At 44.1% G+C, this 22,415-nt stretch carries 22 protein-coding genes; 12 read left to right on the top strand and 10 right to left on the bottom strand.

Going from position 1 to position 22,415, the window contains the following annotated elements; translation table 11 throughout:
* The first annotated feature begins 16 nt into the window (after window positions 1-16).
* From glmS to fabD, 3 genes are all read left to right on the top strand, one after another.
* Window positions 17-1,855: a glutamine--fructose-6-phosphate transaminase (isomerizing) gene (gene glmS, locus D1614_RS11185; RefSeq protein WP_119438016.1), complete on the top strand. Its 1,839-nt coding sequence runs from the start codon at window positions 17-19 to the stop codon at window positions 1,853-1,855.
* A 95-nt stretch (window positions 1,856-1,950) separates the two neighbouring features.
* Window positions 1,951-2,487, top strand: a complete 537-nt coding sequence (locus D1614_RS11180; protein WP_147384166.1) for a DedA family protein — start codon at window positions 1,951-1,953, stop codon at window positions 2,485-2,487.
* A gap of 690 nt (window positions 2,488-3,177) precedes the next feature.
* Complete coding sequence (fabD, locus tag D1614_RS11175) at window positions 3,178-4,065, top strand: ACP S-malonyltransferase (protein ID WP_119438014.1); 888 nt, start codon at window positions 3,178-3,180, stop codon at window positions 4,063-4,065.
* A gap of 76 nt (window positions 4,066-4,141) precedes the next feature.
* Here the strand turns inward: fabD and D1614_RS11170 are convergent, their stop codons facing one another.
* Window positions 4,142-5,500, bottom strand: coding sequence for a sigma-54-dependent transcriptional regulator (locus D1614_RS11170; RefSeq protein ID WP_119438013.1), 1,359 nt, complete (start codon window positions 5,498-5,500; stop codon window positions 4,142-4,144).
* 130 nt (window positions 5,501-5,630) lie between these two features.
* On the bottom strand, window positions 5,631-6,707 hold the full coding sequence (locus D1614_RS11165; RefSeq protein WP_119438012.1) for an alpha/beta hydrolase family protein: 1,077 nt from the start codon (window positions 6,705-6,707) through the stop codon (window positions 5,631-5,633).
* 116 nt (window positions 6,708-6,823) lie between these two features.
* Between D1614_RS11165 and D1614_RS26475 the strand changes: the two genes are divergently transcribed.
* Entirely contained in the window at window positions 6,824-7,567 is a 744-nt protein-coding gene (locus D1614_RS26475) for a flavin reductase (protein WP_119438011.1), read from the top strand.
* A gap of 14 nt (window positions 7,568-7,581) precedes the next feature.
* Here the strand turns inward: D1614_RS26475 and D1614_RS11155 are convergent, their stop codons facing one another.
* Window positions 7,582-7,818 (bottom strand): CDGSH iron-sulfur domain-containing protein, encoded by a 237-nt coding sequence (locus D1614_RS11155; protein WP_119438164.1) that lies wholly within the window; start codon window positions 7,816-7,818, stop codon window positions 7,582-7,584.
* A 50-nt stretch (window positions 7,819-7,868) separates the two neighbouring features.
* Here D1614_RS11155 and D1614_RS11150 point away from each other — a divergent pair, with 50 nt between their 5' ends.
* The gene (locus D1614_RS11150) at window positions 7,869-8,987 is read left to right on the top strand and encodes a lactonase family protein (protein WP_119438010.1); all 1,119 of its coding nucleotides are present in this window, start codon (window positions 7,869-7,871) and stop codon (window positions 8,985-8,987) included.
* On the opposite strand, the gene folE is transcribed toward D1614_RS11150, so the two are convergent.
* The gene (gene folE / locus D1614_RS11145) at window positions 8,984-9,607 is read right to left on the bottom strand and encodes a GTP cyclohydrolase I FolE (protein ID WP_119438009.1); all 624 of its coding nucleotides are present in this window, start codon (window positions 9,605-9,607) and stop codon (window positions 8,984-8,986) included. The two genes, D1614_RS11150 and folE, sit on opposite strands and share 4 nt — an antisense overlap.
* A gap of 104 nt (window positions 9,608-9,711) precedes the next feature.
* Between folE and mqnB the strand changes: the two genes are divergently transcribed.
* From mqnB to D1614_RS11130, 3 genes are all read left to right on the top strand, one after another.
* Window positions 9,712-10,398, top strand: coding sequence for a futalosine hydrolase (mqnB, locus tag D1614_RS11140; RefSeq protein WP_119438008.1), 687 nt, complete (start codon window positions 9,712-9,714; stop codon window positions 10,396-10,398).
* Window positions 10,399-10,652: 254 nt separating this feature from the next.
* Window positions 10,653-11,618, top strand: a complete 966-nt coding sequence (gene rfaD / locus D1614_RS11135) for an ADP-glyceromanno-heptose 6-epimerase (protein ID WP_119438007.1) — start codon at window positions 10,653-10,655, stop codon at window positions 11,616-11,618.
* A gap of 87 nt (window positions 11,619-11,705) precedes the next feature.
* Window positions 11,706-12,386 carry a lysoplasmalogenase gene (locus tag D1614_RS11130; protein ID WP_119438006.1) on the top strand — a complete coding sequence of 227 codons (681 nt, stop codon included), beginning with the start codon at window positions 11,706-11,708 and terminating at the stop codon, window positions 12,384-12,386.
* 204 nt (window positions 12,387-12,590) lie between these two features.
* On the opposite strand, the gene D1614_RS11125 is transcribed toward D1614_RS11130, so the two are convergent.
* Together D1614_RS11125 and D1614_RS11120 are read right to left on the bottom strand one after the other, a co-directional pair.
* Window positions 12,591-12,989: a hypothetical protein gene (locus tag D1614_RS11125; protein ID WP_119438005.1), complete on the bottom strand. Its 399-nt coding sequence runs from the start codon at window positions 12,987-12,989 to the stop codon at window positions 12,591-12,593.
* Window positions 12,986-13,552 carry an RNA polymerase sigma factor gene (locus tag D1614_RS11120; RefSeq protein ID WP_119438004.1) on the bottom strand — a complete coding sequence of 189 codons (567 nt, stop codon included), beginning with the start codon at window positions 13,550-13,552 and terminating at the stop codon, window positions 12,986-12,988. Before D1614_RS11120 ends, D1614_RS11125 begins: the two co-directional genes overlap by 4 nt.
* 206 nt (window positions 13,553-13,758) lie before the next feature.
* Between D1614_RS11120 and D1614_RS11115 the strand changes: the two genes are divergently transcribed.
* Window positions 13,759-14,088 carry a DUF6249 domain-containing protein gene (locus tag D1614_RS11115; RefSeq protein WP_147384164.1) on the top strand — a complete coding sequence of 110 codons (330 nt, stop codon included), beginning with the start codon at window positions 13,759-13,761 and terminating at the stop codon, window positions 14,086-14,088.
* Between the two features lie 75 nt (window positions 14,089-14,163).
* Here the strand turns inward: D1614_RS11115 and D1614_RS11110 are convergent, their stop codons facing one another.
* Window positions 14,164-15,438, bottom strand: a complete 1,275-nt coding sequence (locus D1614_RS11110; protein WP_119438002.1) for a M64 family metallopeptidase — start codon at window positions 15,436-15,438, stop codon at window positions 14,164-14,166.
* A 54-nt stretch (window positions 15,439-15,492) separates the two neighbouring features.
* Here D1614_RS11110 and D1614_RS11105 point away from each other — a divergent pair, with 54 nt between their 5' ends.
* Both D1614_RS11105 and D1614_RS11100 read left to right on the top strand, forming a co-directional pair.
* Window positions 15,493-16,815, top strand: coding sequence for a mechanosensitive ion channel family protein (locus tag D1614_RS11105; protein ID WP_119438001.1), 1,323 nt, complete (start codon window positions 15,493-15,495; stop codon window positions 16,813-16,815).
* Between the two features lie 146 nt (window positions 16,816-16,961).
* Window positions 16,962-17,447 (top strand): Lrp/AsnC ligand binding domain-containing protein, encoded by a 486-nt coding sequence (locus D1614_RS11100; protein WP_119438000.1) that lies wholly within the window; start codon window positions 16,962-16,964, stop codon window positions 17,445-17,447.
* A 32-nt stretch (window positions 17,448-17,479) separates the two neighbouring features.
* Here the strand turns inward: D1614_RS11100 and D1614_RS11095 are convergent, their stop codons facing one another.
* Window positions 17,480-18,811: an ammonium transporter gene (locus D1614_RS11095; protein WP_119437999.1), complete on the bottom strand. Its 1,332-nt coding sequence runs from the start codon at window positions 18,809-18,811 to the stop codon at window positions 17,480-17,482.
* A 334-nt stretch (window positions 18,812-19,145) separates the two neighbouring features.
* Between D1614_RS11095 and D1614_RS11090 the strand changes: the two genes are divergently transcribed.
* Window positions 19,146-19,613 carry an Lrp/AsnC family transcriptional regulator gene (locus D1614_RS11090; RefSeq protein ID WP_119437998.1) on the top strand — a complete coding sequence of 156 codons (468 nt, stop codon included), beginning with the start codon at window positions 19,146-19,148 and terminating at the stop codon, window positions 19,611-19,613.
* 65 nt (window positions 19,614-19,678) lie between these two features.
* Here D1614_RS11090 and rlmB read toward each other — a convergent pair whose 3' ends face one another.
* Both rlmB and D1614_RS11080 read right to left on the bottom strand, forming a co-directional pair.
* The gene (rlmB, locus tag D1614_RS11085; RefSeq protein ID WP_119437997.1) at window positions 19,679-20,413 is read right to left on the bottom strand and encodes a 23S rRNA (guanosine(2251)-2'-O)-methyltransferase RlmB; all 735 of its coding nucleotides are present in this window, start codon (window positions 20,411-20,413) and stop codon (window positions 19,679-19,681) included.
* Between the two features lie 45 nt (window positions 20,414-20,458).
* On the bottom strand, window positions 20,459-22,405 hold the full coding sequence (locus tag D1614_RS11080; protein WP_119437996.1) for an ABC-F family ATP-binding cassette domain-containing protein: 1,947 nt from the start codon (window positions 22,403-22,405) through the stop codon (window positions 20,459-20,461).
* Between the last annotated feature and the right edge of the window lie 10 nt (window positions 22,406-22,415).

Raw genomic sequence — 22,415 nt, 5'->3', positions numbered from 1 at the left:
CTCTAAACTAATTACTATGTGTGGAATTGTTGGATATATCGGACCTCGGGATGCATTTCCCGTTCTTATAAAAGGGTTGAAACAGCTTGAGTACAGAGGCTATGATTCGGCGGGAGTAGCATTGCTCAACGGTTCGCTGGAGACTTTCCGGAAAAAAGGCAAGGTGGCTGACCTGGAAGCGTTTGTGGAGGGTAAGAGCCCGGCAGGGAAGGTGGGGATCGGGCATACCCGCTGGGCAACACACGGCGAGCCAAACGATGTTAATGCACATCCTCATACCTCAATGAACGGTATATTTTCGCTGGTTCACAACGGCATAATCGAAAACTATGCAAAACTCAAAAGCGATTTGTCGGAACAAGGTTATGTGTTCAAAAGTGAAACGGATACCGAGGTGCTGGCCAACCTGATCGAATATTTTTACCGGCAAGATGAAGAGATGACTTCGGAGGACGCGGTGCAGCTGGCACTTTCGAAGGTGGTGGGAGCATACGGAATTGCCGTATTGTGTGCCAATGAAAAGGAAAAAATTGTGGTTGCCCGAAAGGGGAGTCCGCTGGCCATCGGGCTTGGCGTAAACGAGTACTTTATTGCCAGCGATGCTTTGCCCATAGCGGAATACACCCAACAGGTTATTTATTTGAACGATGAGGATATCGCTGTTTTGCAGCGCGCGGGATGCACGCTAAAGAATGTCCGGAATAATCCCGTTTCACTAACGATTTCCAATCTGGATCTGGAAATTGGCGCCTTGGATAAGGGCGGGTTCGAGCATTTCATGCTAAAGGAAATTTATGAGCAGCCTCTTACCCTTGAAGAAACTTTTCGCGGACGATTGCGCAACGATCATTCTGAAATCGTGTTGGGAGGTTTGCTCGATGTGTTTCCAAAACTGGAGCAGGCAGGCCGCATCATCATTATTGGTTGCGGAACGTCGTGGCATGCCGCACTGATTGGAGAATATCTGATCGAGGAATATGCACAGACTCCGGTGGAAGTGGAGTATGCCTCGGAGTTTCGTTACCGCAATCCGGTTATTGGTGAAAAGGACGTTGTGATCTTGATCAGCCAAAGTGGCGAAACGGCAGATACGCTGGCAGCGCTGCGTCTGGCAAAAGAAAAAGGTGCCACCGTGCTCGGAATCTGCAACGTGGCGGGCTCGTCGCTGGCACGCGAAACCGACGCCGGTGTTTATACCCATGCCGGCGTTGAAGTGGGGGTGGCTTCCACCAAGGCTTTTACCGCACAGGTGGCTGTATTAACGATGATTGCCCTACAGCTTGCCAAACGAAAAGAGACCATCGATGCGGAAACATACCGGATGCTGGTAAAAGAATTATCCGAAACTCCTGCCAAAGGACGCCTGATTTTGGAAAGCAACAAAAAGATTGCGGCGATTGCTGAAAAATACAAGGAGGCCGTCAATGCGCTTTACCTGGGGCGTGGCTATTTGTTTCCGGTGGCGCTGGAAGGGGCGCTCAAGCTAAAAGAAATTTCCTATGTACATGCCGAAGGATACGCGGCCGGCGAAATGAAACACGGCCCTATTGCGTTGATCGACGACAATTTGCCGGTGATTGTGGTGGCTCCGCAGGATGCGTATTACGAAAAGGTGGTCAGCAATATCCAGGAAGTAAAAGCCCGTAAAGGAAATGTAATTGCCGTTGTTACAGAAGGAGATACCGGCCTTCACGAAATGGTCAACGATGTGATTGAAATTCCCCGCTCACATCTCGCCGTGGCTCCCTTGCTGGCAGTAATTCCCCTACAACTTCTCGCTTACCATATTGCCGTGCTGAAAGGTTGCGATGTGGACCGGCCACGGAATCTGGCAAAATCGGTTACCGTAGAGTAGCTTACTTCGGCACTCCAAAAATATCTTTCTCTTTTTATTACATCTTTTTGTCTTTATCGTAATAAATGTAGCCAAGCTTGAAACTGGTTTCCGATATGTTCGAAGAGCGAAAAATAGACAAAAAGAAAGGGGTTAGGATTGTATTGTTGCTTTTAACGTCACTGGCAGCCATTCTAATCGTTTCCTTTACTCTTGGGAAAGAATGGTATGAAGGGAAAAGTCAGAGCATGTTTTCTTTTGCACTCATTCATTTCTCTGGTTATCTGTTCTTTTTATTGATGCCGGTTGAGATTGCCTTTATTTATTATCTGAAGGTTTTTAACTTATGGGAGATGATTGCCATAGCACTCGGTACGGCTATCAGTGCGCAAATCGTCGACTACCTGATCGGGGTCTCCGTAAGTTCTGCCGTGATTAATAATTTTGTAGGTGAAAAGCGAATTCTAAAGGCTGAAAAATACATTTTGAAATATGGTAACCTCACCATCTTCATTTTTAATTTGTTTCCGCTCTCATCACCTGTTATTTCGGTGGCCGCCGGTATGTTGAAATACCGCTTCCGGAATTTTTTTATGTATAGTTTGTTGGGTCTTATGCTAAAATATTTGATTCTTAGTTTGTTTTTCCAATGAGTCCGGTGTTTTATTCCCGAACCGAAAACCCGGAAATCTACATTCGTTTCTGTTTTTTTTGATGAATTATGTTTCGGTGCTCTGCACCTTCATTTGCTACAATGCTTTCGGTCTATAAATATTTCGCAGCGCTGCTGCTAAAGAAATTGCATTCATTGAAAGGAGCAACGCACCTAAAATATTTATAGTCTGAATATCACGTGGTGGTAAATGGTGCAGCGCACCAGGAATATTTGTCGTTAGATAGACTGGAAAACACAAACGCAGGTGCAGCGCACCGCTGATATTGTTGTTTATAGGAAGAACACGCTATAGCCCAATAATAAAATCCCGGCGGGATTAAATGTCTGTAGAGAGTAAATGCCACGGGTTAGATTCGACTCCGGCCGGAGGCGGATGTCTGTTTATGCGGTTGAACTACAAATATTTGAATCCTCCGGATTCTGTTCGTTTGTTCCGAGAGGTTTCCGCTCCCGAATACCACCGGACTTGCTTGCACCGTTTGATGGAACTTGTTTGGTGCATTGAATAGACCTTATTTAAGATGCCCCTTTCCTAATTCTCGAACCGTTCAACACAATTTTCGAAAGAATAATCTAAATTTTTGTCAAATCTGGCTGATTGGATGCGATTTAAAGGGCACTTTTTGTTTTTCGATTAAATTTGCGGCGGAATTAAAAACTCAAAATTATGAAAGCATATGTTTTTCCCGGACAGGGAGCTCAGTACCCAGGCATGGGAAAGGATTTGTACGAGAATTCTGCAGAAGCGAAAGCCCTGTTTGAAAAAGCAAACGATATTCTGGGGTTCGACATCACCAAAATCATGTTTGAAGGCGATGTGGAAGACCTGAAACAAACCAAAGTTACACAGCCCGCTATTTTCCTGCATTCGGTATTGCTGGCTAAAACCATGAAAGAATTTGCTCCTGACATGGTGGCTGGTCACTCATTGGGAGAGTTTTCGGCGCTGGTTGCCAACGGAACCCTGACTTTTGAAGACGGTTTAAAGCTGGTTTCTCAGCGTGCCATGGCCATGCAAAAAGCCTGTGAGCTGGAGCCGTCAACCATGGCTGCTATTGTAGGATTGGAAGATGCTGTTGTGGAAGAAGTTTGTGCTTCTATCGACGATGTGGTGGTTCCGGCCAACTACAATTGTCCCGGCCAGCTGGTAATTTCGGGTTCGGAAGCAGGTATTGATAAAGCCTGCGCAGCGCTTACTGAAAAAGGTGCCAAACGTGCCCTGAAACTGGTTGTTGGCGGTGCTTTTCACTCGCCGCTGATGGAGCCTGCCCGCGAAGAACTGGCGGCTGCCATTGAAGCAACTACTTTCAGCACGCCGGTTTGTCCGGTTTACCAGAACGTAAATGCACAGCCGGTTTCAGATCCTGCTGTTATCAAGGAAAACCTGATCGCTCAGTTGACTGCCCCGGTAAAATGGACGCAGATTGTTCAGAATATGATTGCTGATGGTGCTACTTCATTCACTGAAATTGGCCCGGGAAAAGTACTTCAGGGCCTGGTGAAGAAAGTGGATCGCAACATGGAAACCATTGGAGTTAACGCATTCGAAGCTTAATGTTTTAGTTCGAGCATAAAAAATCCCGATCTGTCAACTGACGGATCGGGATTTTTTTTTTATCTCAATTTTCAGCTTAATTCATGTCTTTTTGCAGCATGCGGTAAATGGTTGATTTGCCAATGCCTAGTTTGTTGGCCACCAAACGAACATTCTGGTTGTATTTATTCAGAAAATACTTCACAATGTCGTTGTTGTATTCTTCCAGCGTTTTTTCGGCTGCCAGCAGGTTTTGTACGTTTTCGTCCACATTCATGTTTAAATGATTGGGTTTGATAACGTCGCGGCTGCACATAACACACGCCAGCTCCATAATGGCCTTCAGCTCCCTGATGTTTCCCGGGTAGTGGTAGGTCAGAAGCATTTGTTTGGCTTCGTCCGAAATGGTTTTGGGTTCCATTTCGTTATCCCGGCAAAATTCATCCACAAAAAACTTGGCAAGCAGAATCTTGTCGTTGCCACGTTGCCGCAGGGGCGGGATTTCGATGGGTAATCCGAGCAAACGATAATAAAGGTCTTGTCTGAATTTGTCTTCTGCTGCCAGTGCCGCCAGGTTTTTGTGCGTGGCGGTTATAATTCTCACATCCAGCGGAATGGTTTCGTTTCCGCCCAGCCGGACCAATTCGCGCTCCTGTATTACACGCAGCAATTTAGCCTGAAGGTTCAGGTTCAGATCGGCGATTTCATCCAGAAAAAGAGTACCGCCGTTGGCCAACTCAAATTTCCCGATTTTACGGAAATCGGCACCGGTAAAGGCACCTTTTTCGTGTCCGAAAAGCTCACTTTCAATCAGCCCGTCGGGAATGGCCGAAACGTTAACAGCCACAAAGGGTTTGGCGTTTCTTTTTGAATTAAAGTGAATGCCTTTTGCCACCAGCTCTTTACCTGTTCCGGTTTCGCCGTAGATGGAAACAGAAATGTTGGTTTGAGTGGCTTTGTTCATCAACTCAAATACGTGGTCAATTTCGCGGCTGTTTCCTTTGATAAGGCTTCTGAAATTATATTTTTCAGCAACAGCGTCTTTCAGAATTTTGTTTTCTGTTTTTAGCTGGTCGGTCTTGTAAATATTGTTGATTACATTGCTCAGTCGTTCGCGGGTATCGGGCGCTTTCATAATGTAATCGTACGCACCGAGTTTCATCAGTTCAATAGCCGTGTCGATGCTTTCCTGGGCCGAAATCACAATTACGTTGGCGCTGGGAAGTTCCTTCTGAATTTTTTCCAGTACCTCTTTCCCTGTCATATCCGGCAGGGTGTAATCGAGCGTTACAACGTCAGGCGCTTCGTGGAGTGCATTGATAAAATCTGTTCCGTTGTGAAAAACCTTAACGTTGAGCTTGTCGTCCGTCAGCTGCTTTTTTAGAACCCTTGCATAAAGTTCGTTGTCTTCTACAATAAAAACCTTGTATTGACTTTTTAATTTCTGGTTGGTCATTTAGTCGTATTTAGAGCAATTTAAAAGTATGCAAAAATTATGTTTATGACAAGCTTTTTGTCCGATATTTGGAAAATATTTCGAATTTATTCCCATATTAAAAATAGATTTCTGAATATTAGAAAGCTATTCAGAATTTATAGCCCGCTTTTTGGAGTTCTTTTAAATTTTTTATAGGCTTTTCGGGTTTTAGCTGTTTGGCTAAGTGAGCGTAAATCTTCAGACGTATTTCTTTGGCGGTTCTGGTGTCCATTCGGTCAAATGAATGGCCTCCCGGTATGTTTTCAAATATCTCGTACTCAAAAGGTAATCCTTCTGCTTTCAGCGATTTGATCAGGTGCTCCACTTCCAGCACATTTACATCTTCGTCGTTGGTGTTGGTGTGGATCAGCAAAGGAGTACCTTTGTATTTATGGGTATTCCAGGCCGGCGACCGGCGACGGTATTCGGCAACATTGTCGTTGGCGCTTTTCCCAATATGGTAATCGGCTTCATACAGATCGCGGTAACTTTGCTCGTGGTAGCCCATTCGTGCAATCAGATCGCTTACCGGAACACCGGCAAAAGCCACCTGGAAATCGTTGGGGTGATCAAATATATTCATCAGCGTAATCAGGCCTCCGTGGCTCCATCCAATAATTCCAACACGGTTTTTATCCACAAAGTCGTAGTTTTCGATCATGTAATTTCTGCTGTAGTAAACATCTTCAACTTCCAGTCCGCCATAGTCTATTTTTTCGTAGTGGGCTTTGCCATATCCGGTGCTTCCTCTGTATTCAGGAGCAACAATAACATATCCCTGGCTGATTAGTTCACGCACAATGTGGGTATAATAGGTGGTAAAATCGCCGTGAACCCCACCATGTGGCAATACAATCAGCGGATATTTTTTGCTGGCATCCAGGTTGGCCGGCATAAAAACGTAGGTCCAGAATTTTACCGGGTTGCCGGCATCTTTGGCAGTCGGGTTTTGTTCTTTCCACTTGGGCGGGCCGTAAATGTAAAGTTTGTCGACAAAAGCGATGTCTCCCACGCGCTCGTACCACAACACGTCGTCAATTTGCTTGGCCAGCTGCGAAAAGGCGTGTCCCATGTTCTGCTGGCTTTTAAGAATGCTCTGAATGTCTTTTTGCCAATCATCCGACTGCGAAAAACCGGCGATTGCGAATAACAGGGAAAAGAAAAGGGTGCAGATTGTTTTTCTCATGGTTTGTTAAGTTCGGTTTTTGAATAAATAGGGTATTAATGATTTGTCTTTTTAAAAGTACGAAATCAATTCTTATTTTTATTGACTATAAGTTGAATTTTGAAAATCAAAAATAAATGAATTACAGAGCATTTCATAAGTTGTCGTACGGGCTGTATGTGATTGCAAGTGAGCATGAAGGCGAGAAGGTTGGGTACATCGGGAATACTGCTTTTCAGATCACTTCCAACCCTTCGAAGATCGCCATCAGCAGTCATAAAAATAATTACTCCACCCAAAAAATCCTGGATAGTAAACGTTTTTCGCTGTCTGTTTTGAAAAAAGAAGTGGAAACTTCGCTGATCGGGAAGTTTGGCTTTATGTCGGGTTCCGAAATCGATAAGTTTCAGGGAGTTGAAACCAAGACGGCCAAAACGGGAGCTCCCATTGTGCTGGATTCCTGTGTGGCGTGGTTCGACTGCCAGGTGCTGGAAAGTGTGGATGTTGGAAGTCATATGCTGATTATTGCAGAAGTGGTGGATGGGGAACTGATTTCAAACGAAGAGCCGCTTACCTACGATTATTACCACAAAAAATACAAAATGCTGGCACCCCAAAATGCACCTACTTACATTGAGCGGGATAAGCTGGGTGATGAACCGGAAGCCGAACCTGTGACTGAGAAGGCGGAAGAACCGGCAACTGAGGATGAAAGTGGCGACGGTATTTTTACCTGCACCATTTGCGGCTATCAGTACGACCCGGAAGAGGGCGACCCCACGGTTGGGATTCCTCCCGGAACACCATGGGAAGATGTTCCGGAAGAATACAAATGTCCGATTTGCAATGCCAGCAAAGACTATTTTAAGAAAACCTCCTGATCGTCAGGTTGGATTTAAAGCGTTCGGTGTGTGCCGTCGCAATAAGGTTTGTTCGACGAATGTTTGCACTGGCATAGCCAAACGTCTTTCTTTTCTTCGATGGTAAAAGCAAGCGGTTTGAATTCCGTTACACGGTGAGAGCCGTCGCAGAAAGGTTGATTCTGGCTTTTGCCACAGGCACACCAATAATAGGTGCCGGGTTCGAGCGTAAGCATTTTGGGCGCTTTTTGGGCGATAACCGGTTTTTGCATGTCGTTTCGTTTTATATTAGTAGTTTCAACTTTGTCAAAATAAAAGAAAGATGTCAAAAATAATTCTGATGGTACTGGGACTGATGGTGTCCTCCATCGTGTTCAGTAAAGATAATAATTTGCAGAAGTTTTACGTAGGAACCTATACCAAAGAAGGCGCGGAAGGGATTTACTATTGCAGCCTGAATACCAACACCGGGGAAATTCGTTTGGAACGCACGTTTAAAGCGGTGGATAATCCCTCGTTTTTGGTTTTGGCGCCTGATAAAAAGTACCTGTATTCGGTTTCCGAAATAGCCACCATGCCGGGCGGAAAGGTGGGAGGTGTTTCTGCGTATCGTGTTGACGAAAAAGGCGACCTTCATTTTTTGAACAAACAATCGTCGAAGGGGGATAACCCGTGTCATGTAGATGTTTCGTCCGATGGTAAATACGTGGTGGTTTCGAACTACAGCAGCGGAACGGTTTCGTTGTATCCGGTGAATGAGGACGGAAGCCTGGGCGAAAGCAGTACGGTTATTCAGAACGAAGGATCGGGACCGGATAAAAGCCGGCAAGGTGAGCCTCATGCCCATTCGGCAAAGTTTTCCCCTTTCTCGAACGTCGTTTTTAATGCCGACCTGGGAACCGATCAACTCAATATTTTTCAGTTGGAAGACAGGCAACTTAAACAGTCGGGGCAGAAATTTGCCAAACTGGCTTCGGGAGCTGGTCCGCGTCATTTTGAGTTTCATCCAAACGGGGAAGTTATTTATGTGATCAATGAGCTGAATTCGACGGTTTCTGTCCTTCGGAAGAAGAGCGGTGAATGGAAGGTTGAGCAGGAAATTTCAAGTTTGCCTGCCGGTTTTAAAGGGGAAAGTTATTGTGCCGATATTCATATTTCGAACGACGGAAAATATTTGTACGGTTCCAACCGCGGGCACAATTCAATCGCAGTTTTCGAGGTGGACGGGAACGACCAGTCGCTGAAAATGGTGGAAACGGTTTCGGTGGAAGGAAACTGGCCCCGGAACTTTGGAATTTCTCCTGACGGGAACTGGCTGCTGGCAGCGAATCAGCGAAGCGGAAACATCACGGCGTTCAAAATAAACCGCCAGGATGGAAGCATACAATTCTCGGGACAGGAGATTCAACTGCCGTCGCCGGTTTGTATTGAATTCGACTAGCTTAATTTCGTGCTGATCAGTTTGATAAATTCTTCGCGGGTAGCCACTTTTTCAAAGGCTCCCGTAAAATCAGATGTGGTAGTTATGGAGTGTTGTTTCTGAATGCCGCGCATTTGCATACACAGGTGTTGGGCTTCAATAACCACGGCAACTCCCAGCGGTTTCAGGGTATTCTGAATGCATTCTTTTATTTGCATGGTCAGTCGTTCCTGTACCTGCAAACGACGTGCAAAAACGTCCACCACACGTGCTATTTTGCTCAACCCGGTGATGGTTCCGTTGGGTATGTAAGCTACGTGTGCTTTCCCAAAAAACGGGAGGAGATGATGCTCGCACATCGAATAAATTTCAATGTCTTTTACAATTACCATCTGGCGGTAATCTTCCTTAAACATGGCCGACTGTAAAATCTCAACAGGATCGGCTTGATAGCCCTGCAAAAGAAATTGCATGGCTTTGGCCACTCTCTCCGGCGTTTTGTTTAAACCTTCGCGCGTTGGGTCTTCACCGATTATTTTCAGGATTTTTTCGTAATGCCCCGAAAGTTCCTTGATGCTTTCTTCGTTAAAGAGGTCGATTCTTTCGTATCCGTTTGAGCTGTCAGATATAGGTGAACACATGGCTTTTCCTGTTAAAGTTGATACAAAGATTAACTTTTTTTCATAAAAACAGTATGAATGTGTAAACGCTTTTTCTTTTACTAAAACTTGACAAACGAGAAATTATGAAGATTTTACTGGTAGCAAGCGCCTGGATGGAGGTAAAACTCCTGGTTGACGAGCTTGAAAAAGTTGATGAGCAGAGCCATCTTTTTAAACAGTACCGTTGGAGCGATATTGACATTGATATACTGGTAACCGGAATAGGAACCACCTTTACCACTTTTCACTTAACCAACGCCCTTAAAGAGAAAGAATACGACCGGGTAATCAACATTGGTCTGGCCGGAAGTTTGACACACGAACTGGAAATCGGCGATGCGGTGAACGTGGTTTCGGATGAGTTTGCCGACCTTGGGATTGAAAAACAGAACGAATTTCTGACCTTGTTTGAGTCGGGCTTTATTGACATAAATGAATTTCCCTTCGAAAATGGTGTTTTAAAGGCCTGTGGTTCGGAGAACTGGATCAATATTCCCAAAGTCCGCGGTATTACTTCCAACAGAAGTATGGGGCGAGAAACAAGCATTGCCGAGATAAAAACGAAATTTTCGGCGCATATCGAAACCACTGAGGGCGCTGCATTCTTTTATGTTTGCCGCTGGATGGGGGTTGAATGTTTTCAGATACGGTCGGTTTCCAATTATGTGGAACCACGGGATTCGGCCAAGTGGAACATTCCCCTGGCACTTGAAAACCTGAAGAACACGGTTTTGCTTCTTCTTCAGAAAATTTCGATCCCTGTTAACTGAATGAAAAACTTTGATTTATTAATCCCGTATGCAATTTGTCCACAAATTCAACTATTTGTGATTTCATAAATATGAACCTGTTCTTAAATACATTTTATTTTTGCAGAATTCGGGGCATATTTTTGCCCAATAGAAAAAGTTGAATTTATTTTGCCTGACGTACAATAAAAAACACAAGCGGAAGTTTTATGATAAAGCCAATTTTTCAGAGCAGAGCGTTTTTTTGCTGTACAAAACTTAACCGCAAAATATAGATGATAGTTGTTACAGGCGCAGCCGGATTTATAGGCAGTTACTTGGTCGGGAAACTGAATAAGGCCGGATACAAGGATTTAATTCTAGTTGATAAGTTTGACGACCCCTGGAAAGATCTCAATCTTCTTCAAAAGAAATACCGGGAATTTGTCGATCGCGACGACTTTTTTAAGTGGCTTATTAAGCACGCCAGCGAAGTCGATTTTATCTTCCATTTGGGAGCGCGAACCGATACTGTTGGGCAGGAGCCGGAGCTGTATCAGCAGTTGAACCTGATCTACTCGCAGCGTCTGTGGAATATTTGCTCTGAAATACAGGTGCCGCTTTTGTACGCTTCTTCTGCCGCCACTTACGGAAACGGCGAAGAAGGTTTTTCCGATTCTCATCAGAAAATAAGGGATCTGCGTCCGTTGAATTTGTATGGCTGGTCGAAACACGATTTCGATGTTTGGGCGCTGAAACAATTCCGCACGCCACCGTTTTGGGCCGGTATGAAATTCTTTAATGTGTATGGGCCAAACGAATACCATAAAGGAAGAATGGCATCGGTGGTTTTGCATGCTTTTAAAACCATCCGGGAAACGGGCAGGATGCAACTTTTCCGTTCGCACCATAAAGCTTACAAAGACGGAGAACAAAGTCGCGACTTCATATTTGTGGAAGACATTGCCGATGTGATGATGTATTTTATGGAAAATCAGGATAATTCAGGAATTTATAACGTAGGAACCGGAAAAGCACGTTCGTTTTACGATCTCACAACCTCGGTTTTCAACAGCATGAACCTCAATCCGGATATTTCTTTTATCGACACACCGGTTGATTTGCGCGGGCGGTATCAGTATTTCACGGAAGCTGAAATTCAGAAACTGCGCGACGTTGGTTATAAAAAGCCTTTTGTTGAGTTGGAAGACGGAGTTGCGCGTTATGTGCAGCAATACCTGATGGAAGAAGCTGTTTATTAGTCTTTTTCTCCGCACTTTACATAAAATCGTCGTATCGTTTTCTTTTTAAGCCGAAAACTCTAATTTTAGCATTGAATAATTGTCTCAATGAAAAAGTTTCTGCTTCATGCCCTTTTCGCGGTGATTGTTGTCGGCGAACTTGCCGGCGGTTTTATCCCTATAAAAAACAATGAGTTGATATTCAAACCGCTGATCATGATCTGGATCGCGGGATATTTCTTTTTGTACGCAAAAGGAATCGACAAAACGGTTCGTAAGTTAGCCGGGTTTGGCTTTTTAGCTTCCTGGGGCGGAGATGTTCTGCTGATGTTCGCTTCAGATAACGAACTGTTTTTTATTCTGGGAATTGCCAGTTTTTTGACGGCGCAAGTGTTTTATGCTTTCCTGTTTTTGCGGACCATTGAAATATCGGGCAAAAAGTCGTTTCTGAAAAAACAGCCGGTTTGGATGATTCCCTACATCGCTTTCGGACTGATTGTTTACATCGTTTTGTTCCCTCACCTCGATGCTGTTTTGAAAGTGGCAGTATTGGTTTATCTGATCGCAATTCTGATAATGGCTTCTACCGCTCTGAATCGCTATGGCAACGGGCATCCGCTTAGTTTTACGCTGGTTTTTTCGGGAACTCTTTTGTTTGTGCTATCCGATACCCTGATTGCGGTTAATAAATTTCTTACGGCAATTCCGCTGGGCGGATTATTGATTATGACCACCTACATTGCTGCCCAATACCTGATTATGACGGGCATCCTGAAACAATACGAATAAAACCGTCATGATTCCGGGGAATCACCAACAGAAATAAAAGTTAAGATGGATACTTCTATTCGGGATTTGTTTTTTATGCAGAATACCCAATGTCGAATTCCCAATATTCAATTTTCCGGATTTTGTTGGATATTTTTTAAAGTTGACTTTCAGAAAAAAATCCCGATGAAATGCACCGGGATTTATAGAGTGTTGAACCAAATTCTAGTGGGCAAATAACTTGCTGTTTGAGCTGATAAAGCGGTCGATAAATAGAAGAACGGAAGAAGCAATCAGAATGCCTGCCACGCTTAGCGGAATTGTGCCAATGCGGCTGGTGAACGACTGGATTCCGTTTTCCATTCCCGGTACCAGCTGTTCCAGTTTTCCTTCGGGCTGAATGCCTGCATTGCCCATTGCGTACACCACAACAGCCAGCAACAAAAACAAGGCGAGGATGATCCAGAATCCTTTTCCCAATATACGCTGCGCTTTAATTTGTTCCAGCGCATTGCTTTCCTTGAAAATACTGTTCATTACCATTGCCGAGAACCCCGGATCGGGTTTTTCCAGCTTCATGCTCTGAAGCAATGCCTTTAATTTTATGTCTTCCAACTCGTTCATAATATGGTGTATAATTCGTCCTTCATCATTTCATTTAAAATAGTGTACAGCTTTTTTCGGGCCCTGAAAAGCTTGACTTTTGTATTGCTCTCCGAAAGCTGTGTTACTTTGCTTATTTCCTCAACCGATTGATCCTCGAAATAGTACAGCAAAATTAAGGTATATTCATCTTCCGGCAGGCGGTCCATGGCTTCTTTTATTGCTTTGGCCCGGTTCTCTTCCGGAATACCGTCCAGGTTAACTTCCTCCGCTTCGTCTTTTAGGTCCACGTCGTCGGTAGAGGCAAAATGTATTTTTCGTTTTCGCAGTTCAGAAATACAGTTGTTGTAGGTAATCCGGTAAAGCCATGTCGAAAATTTTGCGGTCCCCTTAAACGAACTCAATGATTTATACGCCTTTATAAAACTCTCCTGCGCCATTTCCTGGGCATCATCACGATTTCTAAGAACTTTCAATGCAATGGAGAAGACAACATCCTGGTATCTTTCAACAATGTATGAAAAGTAGTTGGTTTGACCTGCCAGCACTTTTTCAATGTAATAGATATCGTCTTTTTGCTCCATCTGTGGCTTTGACGTAATTCTTTCAGGCTGGTTACAATTTACACAGAAATTTTTTTCTTACACCTGTTTCTTGTCATGCTATATAATAGTATGGTAAGGCATCTGGAAAGACTATCTGCATTTTTTCTTGCTGAATGTGTAACCGATTGAAAAAGGGTGCGTCCAAAAGGCGAAAACGAACTAAAAACAATTTAAAAACAAATATCATGGAAGGAATTTTAATACCAATCGGATTTTTTCTGGCACTCTTCGCCATACTGTATGTTTACTGGACAACACGTACCAAAGAACGTTTGGCCTTGGTTGAAAAAGGAATGGATGCCGGAATTTTTAAGGGAGAATGTTCTCAGTATGCACTCGTAAAATGGGGAATTTTCCTGATTGCACTTGGTCTTGGAGTAGTTGCAGGGTCGCTGCTGTCGATGGCTATTGAAGATGTAGTAGCATACTTTACTGCCATCCTGGTTTGCGGCGGAGTTGGTTTGATTGTCGCTTACCTGGTAACAAGCAAATTAATGGAAAAGAAAAGAGCGTAGTTCTTTATAAACGAAGCATACAAAAAGCGGCCGGGAAAATCCCCGGCCGCTTTTTGTATATCTGATGGTGAAGTTTTAGTCGGTATGAGCACGAATTACTTTTCGGATGGCTTCCTGGCAAACCGGGCAAAACCCTTCTGCTTCGTTGCTTTTCATTCGACAATCGATGTGCGGGCTGTAAATGCCTTTGTTCAGGTAACCTCCGCCTTCGTAAACACCTACCGTGTGGCTGAATTTTGGTTCGCGGGGGGTGGGTATCGGTGTCGATTTTTCGAGCATCGATTTCCACTTCTTGTCAAAATCAACGAGCGTAGTTAGGTTGGGTTCCCAGGGCTCAATCTCCAGGTTGTAAAAGTCTTCGTACGCAACCGACGAAGTGTAGTATTCATCTCCCAGCCCGGCAAAACCATGGCCGAACTCGTGAATAAACACTTCCCGGGTAAGTTCATTGTCGGACGAACAAAGCGACAGGAAGTTGTAAAAACCGCCGCCGCCATAACGCTCAGTGTTAACCAGTACATACAAATGATCGTAAGGGACCACCGCGGCTGCGTCGTAAATCGATTTCATGTCGCTGGTAGTCAGGTAACGCGGTATATCAAACGTGTAGAAGCTTGAATTGAGGCTTGTGTTTTTATAAATTCTTTCGCCCGGCACATCGGTTCCCGATTCTTTTGACGGTGTAAAAACCGCATTCACGTTAAAACTGTTTTTTTCAGAAAGAAAAGGTTCTTCCGAGAAAAGCATGTTGGTAACACGTTGTGCATCACTAATAAATTTTTCTTTTTCGGCTTGAGTATAACCTTCTGCCAGAATAACAATATCCACTTTTTTTGCCGGATCGCCATTTTTTAATACCTCGCTTACTTCCGGTTTTTCAGTCAGTTCTTTTCGTATAAAATAGTCTTTGGGATCGATCTCGGTTGTCAGCAGGTTTTTAAAACTTCCATTCCATTGCCGGGCGTCGATTTCGAGACGTACCTTGTTTTTCGGGTAAGGAAAAATAGCTGCCTGGTAAAAGGTTTTATTGGTTGTTTTGGCTTCGGCCGTAGTTTGCCATTCCTGAAACAAGGTACTGAAGCCTTTGGAAAAGATCAGTTGCTTGCTTTCCAGATCGAAAACCCGGTAGCGGTAGCTGCCGTAATTAAATTCGTCGACCAAATGGGTTTTATTTCCCGCCCAAAATGGCTCCTGTTTCATTCCTTCCGGGTAAACGGTCACGTTTTCTGAATTTCCTCCCAAAAGGAAATCGAAGCGCAGGGAATGATCAGTGAAATAATCTTTGAAATTGGTTTGTGCGTTTAGAAACAGGGGAGTAACGATAAAAAGCCAACAGATTATCCGTTTCATTGTACAGCATTTTTTACATTTGTGGGCTAAAGTATTAATTGTAATCCAAACGTCATGCAATATTTCTACCGTTTTTTACTCGATCAGTTCAGGGCTATTAACGGCATGGAGAGCTTTGCCAAGCCGCTGTCGGCCCTGGCTACTTTTCTGCTTATTTCACTGATTTCGTATATCGCCTATGTTATTGCCCGGAAGTTTATGCTTTATGTGGTGCACCGGGTGGCCGCAAAAACCGAAACAACCTGGGATGATATTTTGGTGGAGAACAAAGTATTTAAAGGGGTGGCCAACCTGGTTCCGGCGCTGATATTTTTCTACTCCGCCAATTTCGCGGGGCCTGAAACAGCCATTCGTTTGGATCCTTCGCTGGCTTCCAATGCCGAATTAATTGCCCGGGATTATTATCCCTTTTTGGACGAGGTACTGATCACTTTGTCGAAAGTTTACCTGATCGGAATTGGTGTTTACCTGATCAATGCACTGCTGAATTCTATTCTGGGTATTTACAATACTACTCAGTATGCAGCAACCCGGCCCATTAAGGGGTATCTGCAACTGATCAAGATCTTTATTTTCTGCATGGCCGGCATTCTGATGATCGCGTATCTTTTTAAGAAAGACCCGTGGGATTTGGTGATTGGCCTGGGAACCATGGCGGCTGTGTTGTTGCTGATTTTTAAAGATACGATCCTGGGCTTCGTAGCTTCCATTCAGCTTTCTGCCAATAATATGGTAAAGCTTGGCGATTGGGTGACCGTTCCGAAACACAATGCCGATGGTACGGTGATCGATATTACGCTGAACACGGTTAAGGTGCAGAATTGGGATAAGACCATTGCAACCATTCCTACTTACAGCCTGGTTTCTGAGTCGTTCAGTAACTGGAAAGGGATGGAAGAATCGGGTGGCCGGCGTATCAAGCGGTCGGTGCTGATTGATGTGAATTCCATCAAATTCTGCGACGAAGCCATGTTGAACCGTTTTGAAAAGTTTGACTTGATCAGGAGTTATGTGCTTGAAAAGGAGAAAGAGCTGCGCGAATACAATAAACAGCGAAATCTGAAAGACGAGGACTACATCAGCGGAAGACACCAGACCAATGTGGGGATTTTCCGGAAATACCTGGAAGTTTATCTTCGCCAGCATCCGAATGTGCACCAGGAAATGACGTTTCTGGTTCGCCAGCTTCAGCCAAGCGGGAAAGGATTGCCGATCGAAATCTATGTTTTCTCGAAAGAGCAGGAGTGGGCAAAATACGAGGCTATTCAGTCTGATATTTTTGACCACGTTTTTGCGGTCATTCCCGAATTTGAATTACGGGTTTTTCAGGAATTGTCGGGTGCCGATATTTCAAAAATGGTCAACAAATATTCCTAAGCCCGCAAAATCCACTATATTTGGCTTTTGTTCAGTGATTTACGATTCATCAGAAAATCGCATGTTTAAAAGCATCGTTTCTTATTAATTGTAATAATTATGTACATTTGCGCAATAATTTATAACCTATTATGAATTTTTAGGACATGAAGTCGAATGATTATTTAGAAGAAAAACCAGCAGACATTGATGAGCTGGATGAAAAAATACTAAAACTCATAACAAAAAACGCCCGAATTCCATTTCTCGAAGTTGCCCGCGAATGCGGCGTCTCGGGAGCAGCCATTCATCAACGAGTGCAGCGACTGCTGAACATCGGTGTGGTTTATGGCAGTGAGTTCATTGTCAGTCCCCAGAAACTTGGCTACAATACCTGCGCTTACATGGGAATTTACCTTGAAAAAGCAAAGTATCATACGCAGGTAGTACATGCTCTTCGTGAGATTCCTGAGGTGGTGGAATGCCATTACACTACAGGTGCTTATGCAATTTTTATCAAAATTCAGACAAAAACCAACAAGCATTTGAAGCGTATGATCGATAATGATCTTCAGAACATTGAAGGAATTGCCCGAACCGAAACATTTATTTCGCTGGAGATGGATTTTAAACGACAAGTTCCGATAAAATGAAAAAAGGCCGTTTTTAACGGCCTTTTTTTATGCTAGTGTTCATCTGAATAAACAAAGTTATACGATTCTTCGTGCTGGCTTAAATCGAGCCCGATCTTTTCACCGTGTGGAGAAATACGCATCGGCACAATTAAATCAGTTATTTTATACAAAAACATCGAGCCGCCAAACGTAAAAATACCTACGATAACCAGCGCCAGTAAATGATAGAGGAAGGTGTTTGTTTCCCCATGAATTAGTCCTACTTCGTTGGCAAAAACCGCCGTTAGTATCATGCCGGTAATTCCTCCCATGCCGTGAGCGGGAAATACATCCAGCGTGTCGTCCAGTTTTGATTTTGTCCGAAGCGTTATCGCATAATTGCTGATTATAGCCGCAATAACGCCAATGAAAATACTTGCTCCGACATTAACAAAGCAGGCAGCAGGAGTGATGGCTACCAGCCCTACCACCAATCCAATGGCAGCGCCCACGGCGGACGGTTTTTTGCCCTGGGCAGCATCGTAAAAGATCCAGGTTAGCATGGCAGCTGCCGAAGCTGTGTTGGTATTTACCAGTGCCGAAGCTGCTACTTCGTTGGCAGCCAGTGCCGATCCGGCGTTAAAACCAAACCAGCCGAACCAAAGCATGCCGGCGCCCAGCAAAATGTAGGGGATATTGGCCGGTTTAAATTCCTTGTTGGCATCTTTTCTTCGGCCCAGGAAAATGGCTCCGGCAAGGGCTGCAAACCCCGCTGACATGTGAACAACGGTTCCCCCGGCAAAATCAAGCACTCCCCAGTTGCGTAAGAATCCGTTCGGATGCCAGGTCCAGTGGGCCAGTGGCGCATAAATAAATACAATGAACAAACACATAAACAGCATATAAGCCCGAAAGCGGACACGACCGGCGAACGAACCTGTAATCAGTGCAGGTGTTATGATGGCAAACTTCAGCTGAAACATGGCAAACACGGCAAACGGAAAAGTGGGGGCAAGGTCGGGATGTGTGCCACCGCCAACGCCTCGAAACATAAAGTAAGTGAGTGGGTTTCCGAAAAGCCCAACGCCTTCGGGGCCAATGCTATCGCCAAAGGCAATGCTAAAACCCACAACTACCCAGAGAACACTTACGATTCCCATGGCAATGTAACTTTGAAGCATGGTTGAAATAATATTCCTCGATTGTATCATCCCTCCGTAGAAAAAGGCAAGGCCGGGGGTCATCAAAAGCACCAGGGCCGTAGCTGTCAGCATCCAGGCCGTGTCGCCGGCATTCATATTCGAATAATCCTGTTCTGCCAGTCCGCTTGGGACGAACACCCCAATAAGTGCGGTAATGATCAAAAGCCCGAGAATGAGCCACCAGTTTGTTTTGTTTTTCATTGTATAAAGTTTTAACAGTCACCCAAGGTTCATCGTCGAAATCTCCTTGTTGGATTTTGACCAAACGTTTGCCTGACCGGTTTCCAGTTAAGTTTATGATTCCTGTCTGTATGATTTAAATCATGTGTAAATATATGGTCAGATGATTTTATTTCAAATATTTTGCGTTAAAATGAAACTAAATAATTCAATATAGTAACAAATTGATAATATTTATTGGTGATTTGTTCTTATTGATTTAGTTGTTTTCATTTTGTTACTTTTTAGGCAGTTGATGGAGATGACGTTGAAATAATGTCATTTTTTTGATATTTTTGATGGAAAATTGTAAGACATGACGTTAAGGAGTAATTTGGATGACTGGGACCTGAAAATTCTGGATATTATAACAAAAAATGCACGTATTCCTTTCAAAGATGTTGCAAAGGAAGTAGGTATCTCGAGGGCAGCGGTACATCAGCGGGTAAACCGAATGGTTGATTTAGGAGTGATTGTTGGCTCCGGCTATCACATCGATCCCAAAAAAGTTGATTTTAAAACCTGTACCTACATCGGTATCTTTTTGGAAAAGGGTGGTTTGTTTTCAGAAGTTGTCACCAAGTTGGAAGACATTCCTGAAATTGTGGAATGTCACTACACTACAGGGGCTTATGCGATTTTTATTAAAGTTTATGCCAAAGACAACGAGCACTTAAAGTCAATTCTTAGCAACCAGATTCAAAAAATACAGGGCGTAGCCAGTACCGAAACGTTTATTTCGCTTGAAGAATCTTTCAAACGCACGATTCCGGTAAATACTTAATCCAATAATTCCTCGTGGCTTGACAGGGGGGGCCATCTATTCTCTCCTGAATTTCAGGAGAGATGTTATTGGCGTTGTCTTACTGCTTCATAAATCATCAGTGCGGCAGAAACTGAGACGTTGAGCGATTCAATTTGTCCGAGGATCGGAATTCTGAGTTGCTCATCAGTAAGCTTCAGGATATTGGGCGAGATTCCTGTGTCTTCAGATCCCATCACAATGGCCAGTGGGCCTGTGAAATCGGCTGAGGTATAGGTTTTGTCGCCTTTTTCGGTGGCAGCCACAATGCGAATCCCCGAATCCTTCAAAAACCGTATTGCTTTTTCGAGGTTGACTACTTTGCAGATGGGGAGGTGATGAATAGCACCGGCCGATGTTTTTACCGCGTCGGCACCTATGCGGGCCATTCCTTTTTCGGGGATAATAATCGTATTTACCCCCGCGCACTCGGCCGAACGGGCAATGGCGCCAAAGTTTCTTACGTCGGTTATCTGGTCGAGAACAAGTATCAGGGGAGTGGCGCCTGTTTCAAAAATTCCGGGGAGCACGTTATCAATGTTGTCGAATTCAATCGGAGAGAGAAGCGCTATTACTCCCTGGTGGTTTTTGCGTGTAAACCGGTTGATCTTTTCAACGGGTACAAACTGGGGGGCAATACCGTTTTCTTTCAGTAACTGGAGCAGTTCTGAAAACAGCTCGTTTTTTAGGCCTTTTTTGATCAGTACTTTATCGATGGTTTTGCCTGTTTTTATGGCTTCAATAACAGCACGTGTTCCAAACAGAAAATCTTCTTTATTCATTGTTACCCTTTTGCAGTAAGTTGTCGTTTTTAATTGTTTCTGAAGTTACCAGGTTTTTTTTACTTTCCAGGCTTCCAGTTCTTCGTTTGCATTTTCCCATTCATGCATCATTTCTTCCAGCTTCTTTTTTAGCTCTTCGTATTTGTCAAACAGGCTGTGGTCGTCAATTTGGGTGGACGAAGAAAGAAGTTTATCCATGTCTTCCACCCGGGCTTCCAGGTCCGAAATCTTCTGTTCGGTTTCCTGTACCTGTTTTTCAAAGCGCGAAATGTTGCGGCTTATTTCTTTTTGCTCTTCAAAGCTAAGTTCGTTTTTCCCTTTTTCTTTTTGAACGGAGTTGTTTGCCCTGGAGTTATTGTTTTTTACCTCCAGTTCTTTTAGCGATTCCATTTTCTTCCGGTACAAAAATTCAAAAATACCACCCAGGTGTTGTTTGGCTTTTTTGTTTCTGAATTCGTACACACAATTTACGAGGCCATCCAGAAAATCGCGGTCGTGCGAAACCACCAGTACTGTTCCCGTGAAATTGGCCAGCGCATTTTTTAGTATCTCCTTCGAACGTATGTCGAGGTGGTTGGTCGGCTCATCGAGAATCAGGAAATTAACCGGCTCCAGCATCAGCCGGATCATCGCCAGGCGCGATTTTTCGCCACCACTCAGCACTTTTACTTTTTTGTCGATGTCTTCTCCTCTGAATAGGAAGGCGGCCAGAATATCCCTGATTTTTGTCCGGATGTCTCCAACGGCTATCTCGTCGATGGTGTCAAAAATGGTCAGTTCTTCGTTCAGCAATTGTGCCTGGTTTTGGGCAAAATAGCCCACTTTCACGTTGTGCCCGAGTTGCATATCTCCCTTGTGCTCCAGCTCATTCATAATGATACGGGCCAGGGTGGTTTTGCCTTCTCCGTTTCGGCCAACAAAAGCAATCTTTTCGCCTTGCTCAATGGTCAGATCAATATCATCCAGTACTAGGTGCGAACCGTAGGCTTTGGTAATGTGTTTCGCTGAAACCACTACCTTACCGGAACGCGGTGCGGGCGGAAAGCTCAGTTTCAGTGCTGCATTGTCTTCCTCTTCAATTTCAATCCGGTCGATCTTGTCGAGCTGTTTGATGCGCGACTGTACCTGAACGGCTTTGGAAGCTTTGTAGCGAAATCTTTCGATGAATTTTTCGGTATCCTCAATCAGCTTTTGTTGATTCTGGTAAGCAGCGAGGTTGATCTTCTTTTGTTCTTCCTTCCAGTTCAGAAAGTCAGAATAATTCATTTTCTGGTCCAGAATTTTTCCCAGCGATATTTCAATGGTTCGGTTGCAAACCGCGTTCAAAAACGTTTTATCGTGCGATACCAGCACAACAGCGCCTTTGTAATCTTTCAGAAAATCTTCGAGCCATTGAATCGATTCTATATCGAGGTGGTTGGTGGGCTCATCAAGCAAAAATACATCCGGTTTCTGGAGTAAAAGTTTGGCCAATTCAACCCGCATTCTCCATCCGCCACTGAATTCGGAAGTCGACCGGCCAAAATCCGATCGCTCAAAACCCAGTCCGAGCAATGTTCTTTCCAGTTCTGCTTCGTAATTATCGCCTCCCAGTAACTGGAAACGTTCGTGCAATTCAGCAACCCTGTCCAGTTTTCCGAGGTAATCAGCAGAATGGTAGTCTTCACTTTCGGCAATTTCACCGTTCAAACGGGTAATGTCTTTCTGTAGCTGAAGTATTTCCTTAAATGCCTGTGTTGCTTCGTCTTTTAAGGTGCGGGTGTCAGAAACTTTCATTTGCTGTGGCAGGTACCCGATGGTAACATCTTTCGAGATGCCAACGCTGCCCGATGTGGGGTTGTTTAACCCGCTGATGATCTTGAGCAGGGTGGTTTTCCCGGCTCCGTTCTTTCCAATCAGCCCGATACGGTCTTTGGGATTGATCAGAAAACTGATCTCCTTGAAAAGCTCAAAGCCGCCAAAACTTAAATTTATTTTATCTAACGAAATCATAATCTAAACT

The organism is Maribellus luteus, assembly GCF_003576475.1.
GTDB lineage: Bacteria > Bacteroidota > Bacteroidia > Bacteroidales > Prolixibacteraceae > Draconibacterium > Draconibacterium luteum.
This window is presented reverse-complemented; position numbering and strand designations above follow the sequence as displayed.